The organism is Psychrobacter sp. Pi2-51, from assembly GCF_904846665.1.
Lineage (GTDB): Bacteria > Pseudomonadota > Gammaproteobacteria > Pseudomonadales > Moraxellaceae > Psychrobacter > Psychrobacter glaciei.
Map to the genome: position 1 here is coordinate 89,465 of NZ_CAJHBP010000002.1, position 10,681 is coordinate 100,145.

9 protein-coding genes and 2 tRNA genes are annotated in these 10,681 nt (G+C 43.4%); 7 read left to right on the top strand and 4 right to left on the bottom strand.

Going from position 1 to position 10,681, the window contains the following annotated elements; translation table 11 throughout:
* The first annotated feature begins 100 nt into the window (after window positions 1–100).
* Window positions 101–871, top strand: coding sequence for a 23S rRNA (guanosine(2251)-2'-O)-methyltransferase RlmB (rlmB, locus tag JMY08_RS01545; protein ID WP_010197727.1), 771 nt, complete (start codon window positions 101–103; stop codon window positions 869–871).
* Here the strand turns inward: rlmB and coaE are convergent.
* From coaE to pilB, 4 genes are all read right to left on the bottom strand, one after another.
* On the bottom strand, window positions 834–1,520 hold the full coding sequence (coaE, locus tag JMY08_RS01550; RefSeq protein ID WP_201589229.1) for a dephospho-CoA kinase: 687 nt from the start codon (window positions 1,518–1,520) through the stop codon (window positions 834–836). The two genes, rlmB and coaE, sit on opposite strands and share 38 nt — an antisense overlap.
* 124 nt (window positions 1,521–1,644) lie before the next feature.
* Window positions 1,645–2,547, bottom strand: coding sequence for a prepilin peptidase (locus JMY08_RS01555; RefSeq protein ID WP_201589232.1), 903 nt, complete (start codon window positions 2,545–2,547; stop codon window positions 1,645–1,647).
* 25 nt (window positions 2,548–2,572) lie between these two features.
* Window positions 2,573–3,796 (bottom strand): type II secretion system F family protein, encoded by a 1,224-nt coding sequence (locus tag JMY08_RS01560; protein ID WP_201589235.1) that lies wholly within the window; start codon window positions 3,794–3,796, stop codon window positions 2,573–2,575.
* Window positions 3,797–4,177: 381 nt separating this feature from the next.
* The gene (pilB, locus tag JMY08_RS01565; protein ID WP_201589238.1) at window positions 4,178–5,884 is read right to left on the bottom strand and encodes a type IV-A pilus assembly ATPase PilB; all 1,707 of its coding nucleotides are present in this window, start codon (window positions 5,882–5,884) and stop codon (window positions 4,178–4,180) included.
* A gap of 463 nt (window positions 5,885–6,347) precedes the next feature.
* On the opposite strand from pilB, the gene tpiA reads away from it, so the two are divergent.
* The 6 genes from tpiA (at window position 6,348) to nusA (ending at window position 10,676) form a co-directional block, all read left to right on the top strand.
* Complete coding sequence (gene tpiA / locus JMY08_RS01570; protein WP_201589241.1) at window positions 6,348–7,148, top strand: triose-phosphate isomerase; 801 nt, start codon at window positions 6,348–6,350, stop codon at window positions 7,146–7,148.
* Between the two features lie 214 nt (window positions 7,149–7,362).
* A complete protein-coding gene (secG, locus tag JMY08_RS01575) occupies window positions 7,363–7,671 on the top strand; it encodes a preprotein translocase subunit SecG (protein ID WP_010197739.1) in 309 nt (102 codons plus the stop codon).
* A gap of 142 nt (window positions 7,672–7,813) precedes the next feature.
* Window positions 7,814–7,897: transfer RNA gene (locus JMY08_RS01580), tRNA-Leu, on the top strand.
* A gap of 126 nt (window positions 7,898–8,023) precedes the next feature.
* Window positions 8,024–8,100 (top strand) — tRNA-Met (locus JMY08_RS01585).
* A gap of 449 nt (window positions 8,101–8,549) precedes the next feature.
* Window positions 8,550–9,050, top strand: a complete 501-nt coding sequence (rimP, locus tag JMY08_RS01590) for a ribosome maturation factor RimP (protein ID WP_010197742.1) — start codon at window positions 8,550–8,552, stop codon at window positions 9,048–9,050.
* 141 nt (window positions 9,051–9,191) lie between these two features.
* Window positions 9,192–10,676: a transcription termination factor NusA gene (nusA, locus tag JMY08_RS01595; protein ID WP_010197744.1), complete on the top strand. Its 1,485-nt coding sequence runs from the start codon at window positions 9,192–9,194 to the stop codon at window positions 10,674–10,676.
* Window positions 10,677–10,681: the final 5 nt, after the last annotated feature.

The window sequence follows — 10,681 nt, forward strand, 5'->3', positions numbered from 1 at the left end:
ACATTATTTTTTAAGCCCTTGATTAGTTGCTACAATTATCGTCATATTTCCCCTTTCTATCGCAGTGTGCGATACCCACTTTATAACCGGTAGTCCTATTATGGCAAAACCCATTTATTTTTATGGCATTCATGCTATTGACGCGTTACTCGAACACCGTCCTCTTGATGGCCTTAGCTTGTTTGTACAGCAAGGTCGCGAGAGTGACAGTCATGTCCGAGCGATTATGGCGCAGGCAGCAGACAATGGCATCAGCATTCAACCGACGCAAAAAGACAAGCTCACGCAATTGTGTGGCAGTCCGCAGCATCAAGGCGTGGTGCTAAATGCGCGTCCGTTAGGTTTCGCTGATGAAGGCTTGCTTGATATTATTATCGGCCGCGAACAGTGCTTGTTATTGGTCTTGGATCAAATCACTGATGCACATAACTTTGGTGCGTGCTTGCGTACTGCTGTCGCGATGGGTGTTGATGCGGTGGTTTGTCCGAAACATCATGCGGCTAGCCTTACGCCTACGGTTGCTAAGGTATCGGTAGGGGCGGCAGAAATGATGCCTATTATTAGCGTCACCAATTTGGCACGTACATTATCGCAAATTAAAAACGCAGGTGTTTTTGTATTCGGTACGGCACTCAATGCAGAGGCGAAGCCGATACATGAGGCAGATTTGACGGGCAAGACGGCGATGATTATGGGGTCAGAAGGAGAGGGCATGCGCCGCCTGACGACAGAGAGCTGTGATGAGCTGGTTTATATTCCGATGTCAGGCAATGAACATGGCAACTTACAAAGTCTAAATGTAAGTGTTGCCACGGGCATGGCGCTGTATGAGGTTAATCGGCAGCGTACTTTAGCTGCTGGGCAAGCGTAAGATAGCTCTGATGTAGCGGCTCTAATTTTAGGTAGAGATCAGACAAATTACCATCATTAAGCACGACATCATCAGCGTGTTGATTACGCTCTTCGCGGCTTAGCTGATTGACCATAATGGCTTTAATTTTTTGTACGCTTTGTTCATCTCGTTGGCTGGCACGGGCCAGCTGAGTATCTACTGCGGCATCCATGACTAAAATACGCTGGCACAAGTTAGCCAGACCCGCCTCCGCCGCTTCAATAAGTAGTGGCGCTGACAACACCACATAAGGTGAGGTACTGGCGGCCAGCTGTAATTTTGCGGTTTCACGTATCGCTGGATGGGTAATCGCCTCTAGCTCAATGAGTGCTTCAGGGTGGGCAAATACATGAGTGCGCACGGCGGCACGATCCATTTCGCCATTGCCATTCAATACCCAATTACCAAACTTCTTCTGGATTTTGCGTAGGGTTGAGCTGCCTTTAGCAACGACCTGATGAGCAATGACATCCGCATCAATAATATCAATGCCTTGTTCAGCGAACCAGTCACTGGCAGCAGACTTACCACTACCGATGCCCCCGGTCAAGCCAATGACTAAGGTCTTGCTTTTCTTCTGCGGGGTCTGAGGCTCATAAGAATAAGGTGAAGATGCTTGTTTTGACATAATAATGACTTATCTGCTCGATATAATGACAGTGATGGTTATAAGTTGAGACAATATTTTGATGCTTATTTTAAGGTTTGATGTTTACGTTAAGAGGAGCGATCAAAACACTTTCTAAGACAATCTAGTAAGTATACATGCCGAGATACCAGTTGACGATATCTGAGCCATATAATAAAGCAACAATACCAGCGATAGCGATGTAAGGGCCAAAGGCAAACGGCTTGCTTTCACCTTGTTTCTTCATCAAGATAATCCCAACGATTGAGCCGAGTAGGGAAGACAGTAAAATAATCAATGGCAACATCATAGGCCCAAGCCAAGCACCCAATACCGCTAGTAGCTTAAAGTCGCCTTGTCCCATACCGTGTTTTTTGGTGATGAGGAAAAATACCTTCACCACTATCCATAGTGATAAAAATCCAAACAATAAACCCCAAATAGACTGAGTTGGCGAGACAAACCAGCTTTGCGAATTGACAGCCAATCCTAAGCCCGCTAAAGGAAAGGTTAGGCGATCTGGTAGTAGTTGGGTATCAAAATCAATACCGGTTAACGCAACCAATGTCCATACTAAAACTAAGGCTGATAACCCAGCGGCACTGACCCCAAACTGATAGATGACCAATATTGACAGCAATGCAGTCACTAGCTCAACCACAGGGTAACGCAGGCCGATAGGAGCTTTACAATTCGAGCAGCGCCCACGTAACACTAGCCAGCTTATTAAGGGTATGTTTTCGTACCACTTTATTTTGTGCGCGCAGTGAGGGCAGCGTGACGCTGGTCGACTCAACGTAATAGGGGTGTCTGCTGCGACGATATCGGTCAATGGTATGGTATGCTCTTGCGGCATGTCTGCTTGCTGAGACATAAATTCACTGCATTCTTGACGCCAGCTATAGACCATCATCAGCGGCATACGGTGAATCACCACATTTAAGAAACTGCCCACACAAAGGCCCAACAGACCAAATACGGCTAACGCTACCGTCATATTACTTTGTAGTAATTCTATAAATTGCATTAAATCGCTGTCCTTTCCGTCATCTTTAACCTACTACTGAGCCCATTTGGAAAATTGGCAAGTACATCGCAACCACTAAGCCACCGACCAATACCCCCAACACAGCCATAATCATAGGCTCCATTAAGCTGGTCAAGCCATCAACCGCATTATCGACTTCGTTTTCATAATAGACCGCTACTTTGTCTAACATTTCTTCTAAACTACCAGACTCTTCACCGATACCGACCATTTGAATGGCCATACTTGGGAATAAATTGGTAGAGCGTATCGAAAATTGTAATTGTTGCCCAGTAGATACATCATTTTTAATTTGCTGCGTGGCATTATAAAAAACGACGTTATTAGTGGCGCCAGCAGTCGAATCTAGCGCATCAATAAGAGGTACACCAGCCGCAAAGGTAGTAGATAGGGTACGAGCGAAACGCGCGATAATGGCTTGATAAGCAATGTTGCCAAATATTGGTATTTTTAAGACTGCACGGTCTAAAAAGTCTCGGAATTTTTTAGAGCGTTTTTTGGCTTCTGAAAAACCAATAATCGCCCCACCAATGAGAATAATCAAAACAAACCACCACGCTTGCATCCACTCTGACATGCCAACGACCATTTGGGTAAAAGCAGGCAGCTCTGCGCCAAAAGATTCGAATAAGTCTGAGAATACAGGGACTACTTTGATTAGCAAAATCATGGTAACGATAACGGCGACAACGATGACCGCGATAGGATATTTCACCGCTTTTTTGATTTTAGCTTTTAGTAGCTCACTTTTTTCTTTATAAGTAGCAACCCGTTCTAGCATGGTCTCAAGCGCACCTGATTGCTCACCAGAATCGACAAGCGAGCAAAAAAGATCGTCAAAATAGCGAGGATGCTTACGCAGGGCAGAGGCAAAAGTCCCGCCAGCTTCGATATCGGCTTTTATTTTTAAAACCAACTCTTTCATACTAGGATTATCAAGGGAGTCCGCGACAATCTCAAAGGACTGGGTCAATGGCACGCCCGCTTTCATCATGGTTGCCAATTGGCGGGCAAAGATGGCAATATCGATAGGTTTGATGGGTTTTTTAAAGGTATAAAGCGGCTTAGGTTTTTTCTTAATACCTTTGACGGTGATGCCTTGTTTGCGCAGAGTAGCTTTTGCCAGCTCTAAGCTACGACTGGTCGTTTCACCTTTTACCTTTTGTCCGCGTCGATTTACCCCGTCATAGACAAAGTCTAACAGCATGTCGGTCTTTGCTTTTGCCATGATACTACCCTCAAAATTTGTCTAATATAAATATTGCAAAGATGTATAACGATGCCAGACTTATTACACAAAGATGGCATACTTTATTTTAACGTAAAAAACCAGTATAACTCTGTTTTATTTTTAAGTACATCTGAGTGGATATTATTGCTCATTTATAAAAGCCAATCTATTGAATCTAAAAGCTATCGATACTGAAATTTCTACCACCGTTATTTCTACTTTTAGCATTTATAGTCAGGTCAATATAAAAAAGAGACAGCGTGACTGGTATAAATTTTTCGTAGCCTCTGTCTGCGTAGGCACAGCAAGCAAGAAAAGTTTGTGCCAGTCACGCATCATAATGTCGTGTACCCATTTTATTTAGTATCGACTATACGATTATTCAGAGGTGACACGCATCATCTCTTGAATACTTGTCACGCCTTGCAATACTTTCAAAATACCAGAACGGCGCAAGTCTCGAAAACCATTTTTGAGGGCGGCATCTTTGATATCTATCGCGTTGCCGTCTTCCATGATAATCCGGGAAATATCAGGGCTGACTTTCATCACCTCATAGATACCTACGCGGCCTTTATAGCCTTCGCGACATTCGTTACAGCCTACCGGTTCATAGATCACATTGCCTGGGTTGTCTAAATCGGTGTCATTAAAGCCAAGCTCAAGCAAGCTTTGCCGTGGGACGTTAATGGGTTTTTTACAGTTTTTACATAAGCGCCTTGCTAGGCGCTGGGCGATGACCAAGTTTACTGACGTGGCAATGTTAAAGGAAGCCACACCCATATTGCGTAGGCGGGTCAACGTCTCTGGTGCTGAGTTAGTATGGAGAGTCGAAAGTACCATGTGTCCCGTTTGCGCGGCTTTAATTGCAATCTCTGCCGTTTCAAGGTCACGAATCTCACCCACCATGACGATATCAGGATCTTGACGTAAGAAGGACTTCAGAGCATTGGCAAAGGTCAGACCAACCTTAGCGTTCACGTTGACCTGATTAATGCCTTCGAGGTTAATCTCGACTGGATCTTCGGCAGTGGAGATATTCGTTGCACCTGTGTTTAAAATATTGATACCGGTATAGAGTGAGACAGTCTTACCGGAACCCGTCGGTCCGGTAATCAGCAGCATACCTTGCGGTTTATGCAAAGCTTCCAAAAACATCTCTTGTTGGTCAGGCTCATAACCAAGGGCTTCGATGCCGAGCATAGCGGATGACGGGTCCAAAATACGCAACACAAGCTTTTCACCAAACAGGGTCGGTAATGAGTTGACCCGGAAATCGATGGCTTTATTTTTAGATATTTTAAGCTTGATGCGCCCATCTTGCGGTATGCGGCGCTCTGAGATGTCCATCTGTGACATTACTTTTAGCCGCGCTGCGATTTTGCTGGCAAGTTGCACGGGTGGGTTGGCCATTTTTTGCATGACACCGTCGACACGAAAGCGGACACGAAAGGTTTTTTCATACGGCTCAAAATGTAAATCTGAGGCACCCATACGGATGGCATCGACCAGCATTTTATTGACAAATTTTACGACAGGGGCTTCATCAACACTGTCGCTAAGCTCAGTTTCGCCCTCTTCTTCACTATCATCAAAATCTATATGTAAGTCACTGCTAGAAAAGCTATCAAAACTTTGCATGGTATCGGCATAAAGATTTTCAATGCGTTTTTTTAGCTTATCTTCTTCGACGACGACGGTTTCGATAGAGAGGCGAGAGTTAAAGGCAATCGCATCAATGGCATCTATACGGGTTGGGTCGCTTAAGGCGACAAATAAGCGCTGCCCACGTTTAAAGAGAGGCAATGCATTAAACTTACGCACGATTTTTTCATCGACCAAGTCTTTTGGAATGACATCCAAACTGATCGCGTCAAGATCAAAGAGTGGATCACCAAAAGCTTGAGACAGCATTTGTGCTAGCTGATAAGCATTGGCCAATTTATTGTCTACCAAATAAGGCACGAGTCCGATCTGCTGCTGCTGTGATTCCGTCTGCGCAGTTTTCATATGCGCTTCGCTCACGACACCTTCGCTAATCAGCTGCTGGGCTAAACCACCGTATTTATTGGCTGTAATAGACATAATAACCTCTCTTTGATATCGAATGTTTTGCTAAAACGCGCTTGCTAGGCATTGATGGTTTCCATGAGTAGCCTTTTATCATTAATTATCTCAAACGCTTGTTATAACCGTTTGAGATAATTAATTTCAAGCGGTTGCCATTTTTTAGTATTAATAACACCGTGTGGAATTGATATTGTTTTAACGGTTATATTTTTTAAAAGCTATATATAGAACATGGCACTATATAAATATGGAACTATATATAGGGTATGTCGCTATTTAAAGTATTTCACCCTTAACTTAGACCATAAGGCATTAATCTACAGAGCGCCATAACTGAGTAAAATACAATGAAAACAGGATGGCCATAAAAGCCATTCTGCTGCAGGTCGCACTATACTATAGCACTTGTGAAATATTTGTTATACTGGCGCGCATATAAGCCAAATTGGCAGGAATACATGAGACAAGGTAGATGAGTATGCAAGCTTGGGTAATTGGCAATTGGAAGCAAAATCCAGCAACGAACCACGACGTCAATGCGCTACTAGACAACTTATTAACTGCAGTTAATACTGAAGAGCAAGTGGTCAAAAATAGCTGCAGGTTAATGGTGGCTCCCAGTTGTATTCACTTAGCTGCTGTCAGCGCCCGCTTAAAAGATACCTCAGTGCTGTGTGCCGCGCAAGATATTAGTGCGCATAGCGTGAACACTGGTGCGTATACGGGGGATTGTTCCGCGCAGCAAGTTGCTGATGCTGGCGCAACTTGGACGATACTTGGTCACTCTGAGCGCCGTCAATACCATCAAGAAACTCATGAGTGCTTGCTGCAAAAGCTGACTCATGCGTTGATGCAAAATTTGGGCGTAGTATTTTGTATTGGTGAGACCCAAGCACAATATGACGATAAGCAAACACTGGCGGTCATTGATACTCAATTATCGGTTGTAAAGGATTTACTCGCGCAACAGCCCGAGCTTGCTGCTTCATTATCTGAGCGCTTAATCATTGCCTACGAGCCAGTATGGGCGATTGGGACGGGCAAAGTGCCAACAGTAGCAGAGGTTAGCACCACGCATCAACATATTAAGCAAACCGTCACAGGCTTTGCTGAGTCGTTAGAAGCAATGACTGTATTATATGGTGGTAGCGTCAATGTTGATAATGCCGATAGTTTTGCGGCAGATCCCATGATAGATGGCGCATTGGTTGGCGGTGCTTCATTAAAAGCAGACAGTTTTTTGATGATTGCCGGTGCTTTTAGTCGCGCGCTTGCCTAGAGTATGATGATAAAACAGCTATTTAATCGCTAACTTGTCGAAAAAATGTCTTTATCAGTTGGTAAAAGTAGGTTTAACAGTGCCCTTGCAATCGTGTACAATGCGCCTTATTTATATAATCGATTTGGCAGCATTACAAGTTAGTTGCTATCACTATTAACTTTAAGATTTATTTTCCGTTATCTGTCGTCATTACGCGGCAAAAGAGGCCACCATGTTTACGTTTATATTAGCCCTGCATATTATCGTGGCGATTGCCATGATCGGCTTGATCTTGATACAGCATGGTAAAGGGGCAGATGCTGGGGCTTCTTTTGGTGCTGGCTCGTCAGGTACGGTATTTGGTGCCGCAGGAACTGCTAACTTTTTAACACGTGCGACTGCAGTATTGACAGTCATATTTTTTATCACCAGTATGACCCTTGCTGTTCATGCACGTAAGCAGGCAGAAGATCAGTTTCGTTTAGATGTTCCTGTTTCAGCTCCGCAAACGCCGCGCCCATTAACGCAAAATCCTGAGTAAGTGTCTTTTAAGTAGGCAGTGCTTGCTATTTTGGCACGTTAGATTTACAATGCCTTTCTGTTTTCGCAAGACCTTATCTATTGATGCCTACCTTAAGCATCATTTACGGTAGATTAAACGTTAGAGAACAGAGTAGCAAAATGCGATTGTGGTGGAATGGTAGACACGCCATCTTGAGGGGGTGGTGGCGAAAGCTGTGGGGGTTCAAGTCCCCCCAATCGCACCAAGTTTTATAGACGTAGCATATAGCGTCAGGTTGGATTTTTTAGCAGAGAATACTTAATTTAGAATTTATTTAAAAAAAGTATTGACACTTCTACAAAACCTCCCTATAATATGCGTTCTAGATTGATGCGGGGTGGAGCAGTCTGGTAGCTCGTCGGGCTCATAACCCGAAGGTCGTTGGTTCAAATCCAGCCCCCGCTACCACTTTTTATACTGATGTTTTGTACACTAAATTTGTCAGTGCCGATTAGCCCACCATTATGTTTGTGGGTTTTTTTGTATCTGTGAGTCAGGGTTGTCGCGGTATCTGCCCTACTTATGCTAAGCTCTATGCCCATAGAGTACGATACTTACTATTCATCTACTTACCGCCACTTGCGTGACTATTCGCAAGCGACGCTGCCTTTTACTTCATACTCTTTTATTGATCATTTTGCTTTATATATAATAAGCACATTCATCAGCTGAGCTTGATGTTCCTAGGTAATGTCCTTATATATAGTAGATGTCAACCGAATATAATACTGAGCTAGTGCTATTATATAATAGATAAAACACCTAACGATTGCTGTGAGCCGCGCAAATAAAAAAGTAATAAATAATGTGGTTCATTAAGTACGACAGATAAGTAAATAGGAAAATATAAATAAATTATGAAGCTTTCGACTAAAGTTGCAGAACTAACTACTATTATTGCCCCTGCGGTAGCTGCATGTGATGTGGCGCTGTGGGGCGTAGAGTTTACCCCACAAGGCAATCGCTCGTTATTGCGTATTTACATTGAAGCTTTACCTGAAGAAAAAGCACAGGATAAGCAGGTAAGTATCGAAAACTGTGCGGCGGTTAACCATCAGGTAAGCGGCATCCTAGAGGTGCATGATCCTATTGCTGGTGAGTTCATTTTAGAAGTCTCCTCACCTGGTTTTGATCGGGCGTTCTTTTCAGATGACCAAATGTATGATTACGTCGGTCAGACTGTGAGCTTGCGCTTGATACAAGCCATTGGTGAAGGCGATAAAAAACGCCGCAAAGCAACAGGTACTTTAGACAGTATCGATGCAACGTCTTTAAAATTGACGTCTACCGATGGTGAACAGTTTGAGATTGCTTTGAGTAACATTGATAAAGCCAACTTGATTTATGAAGATGTCTAATTTCAATATTCAATGGTAACGCAATTCAGTATTAATCAATATTTTGACCCCTAAATAGGGCGTGACTGACGATGACAACACAACGTCAATATGCCAATTATAAAATTTAAGTCAATTATAAAATGATAGGACAGGTATAGCATGAGTCGTGAAATCTTAACGGTAGTAGAAACTGTCAGTAATGAAAAGGGCTTAAATCCTGAAGATATCTTTGAAGCTATAGAAGACGCTTTGGTGGTATCAACCAAGAAAAAAGTCTATACCGAACAGCCAGAAGTAGAGGTGCGGGTATCCATTGATCGTGCAACTGGCGATTATGATACGTACCGTTATTGGACAGTGGTTGCCGATGAAGACCATGAAATGCCAGCCTGTCAGCTTGCTATTACTGACCTTGATCAAGAAGAATGGTCAATTGGTGATATTAAAGAAGAACAGATTGAATCCATTGAGTTTGGTCGTATTGCTGCCACGCAAGCCAAGCAAGTTATTATTCAAAAAATACGTGAAGCTGAGCGTGCGCTAGTAGCAGACGCTTTTGAGCCACGTGTTGGTGAAATGATGTATGGCGAAGTAAAAAAGCAAACACGCGATGGCTATATCATTGATTTGGGTGATAACGCCGAAGGCTACTTATCACGTGATCAGATGCTACCACGTGAGCAATTACGTGCAAAATCTCGTATCAACGCCATTTTATATCATGTAAACCGTGAAAATCGTGGTGCCCAGTTATTATTGTCGCGCACTCATCCTGAAATGCTCTCGGCATTGATGCAAAAAGAAGTGCCTGAGATTGCAGAACAAATCATTGAAATCCGTAACGTTGCTCGTCTGCCAGGTACTCGTGCTAAAATAGCCGTCAAAACCAACGATCATCGCATTGATCCGGTTGGCGCTTGTATCGGTATGCGTGGTACGCGTATTCAAGCGGTTCAGCAAGAGTTGGATGGTGAGCGTATTGATGTGGTGGTTTGGTCAGATGATCCGGCTCAATTCATTATTAGCTCTTTAGAGCCAGCAGATGTTAGTAGTATTATCCTAGATGAAGACATGCAGACCGCTGATATTATCTTTAGCACCAACGATCAGTTAGCGCGTGCGATTGGCTCACAAGGTCAAAACGTCCGTTTAGCCTCTGAATTAACGGGCTATAAGCTTAATATGATGCTCGAAGAAGAGTATCAGCAGCGTCAACAAAACGAATCGAAAGCGTTCATTGAATTGTTTTATGAGCGTCTAGAAGTCGATAAAGATTTAGCTCAAGCGCTTGTCGATATTGGCTTTACCAGTATCGAAGAAGTGGCTTATGTGCCAGTTGAGACTTTCTATGACATCGAAGGTTTAGACGACGAAGCGATTGACATGATTCAAGAACGTGCTAAAGAAGTCGTCATCGCTGATGAGCTAGTCAAACAACAAAACATGAAAGAGCCAAGTCAAGAGTTACAAGATCTTGAAGGAATGACCGTCAGTTGGGCTTATAAAATGGCTCAAAAAGACATCATTACTGTTGATGACTTGGCAGAACAAGCCGTCTTCGATTTAGAAGATATCGAAGGATTAGATACTGAAACCGCAGGAAAACTCATCATGAAAGCTCGGGAATCTTGGTTCAATGAATAAGCGGT

Excerpts from the sequence above, each read along its gene's own strand:
- JMY08_RS01555 (WP_201589232.1), bottom strand. The coding sequence starts at position 2,547 with ATGCAATTTATAGAATTACTACAAAGTAATATGACGGTAGCGTTAGCC.
- coaE (WP_201589229.1), bottom strand. The coding sequence starts at position 1,520 with ATGTCAAAACAAGCATCTTCACCTTATTCTTATGAGCCTCAGACCCCG.
- secG (WP_010197739.1), top strand. The coding sequence starts at position 7,363 with ATGTTTACGTTTATATTAGCCCTGCATATTATCGTGGCGATTGCCATG.
- tpiA (WP_201589241.1), top strand. The coding sequence starts at position 6,348 with ATGCAAGCTTGGGTAATTGGCAATTGGAAGCAAAATCCAGCAACGAAC.
- rimP (WP_010197742.1), top strand. The coding sequence starts at position 8,550 with ATGAAGCTTTCGACTAAAGTTGCAGAACTAACTACTATTATTGCCCCT.
- pilB (WP_201589238.1), bottom strand. The coding sequence starts at position 5,884 with ATGTCTATTACAGCCAATAAATACGGTGGTTTAGCCCAGCAGCTGATT.
- nusA (WP_010197744.1), top strand. The coding sequence starts at position 9,192 with ATGAGTCGTGAAATCTTAACGGTAGTAGAAACTGTCAGTAATGAAAAG.
- rlmB (WP_010197727.1), top strand. The coding sequence starts at position 101 with ATGGCAAAACCCATTTATTTTTATGGCATTCATGCTATTGACGCGTTA.
- JMY08_RS01560 (WP_201589235.1), bottom strand. The coding sequence starts at position 3,796 with ATGGCAAAAGCAAAGACCGACATGCTGTTAGACTTTGTCTATGACGGG.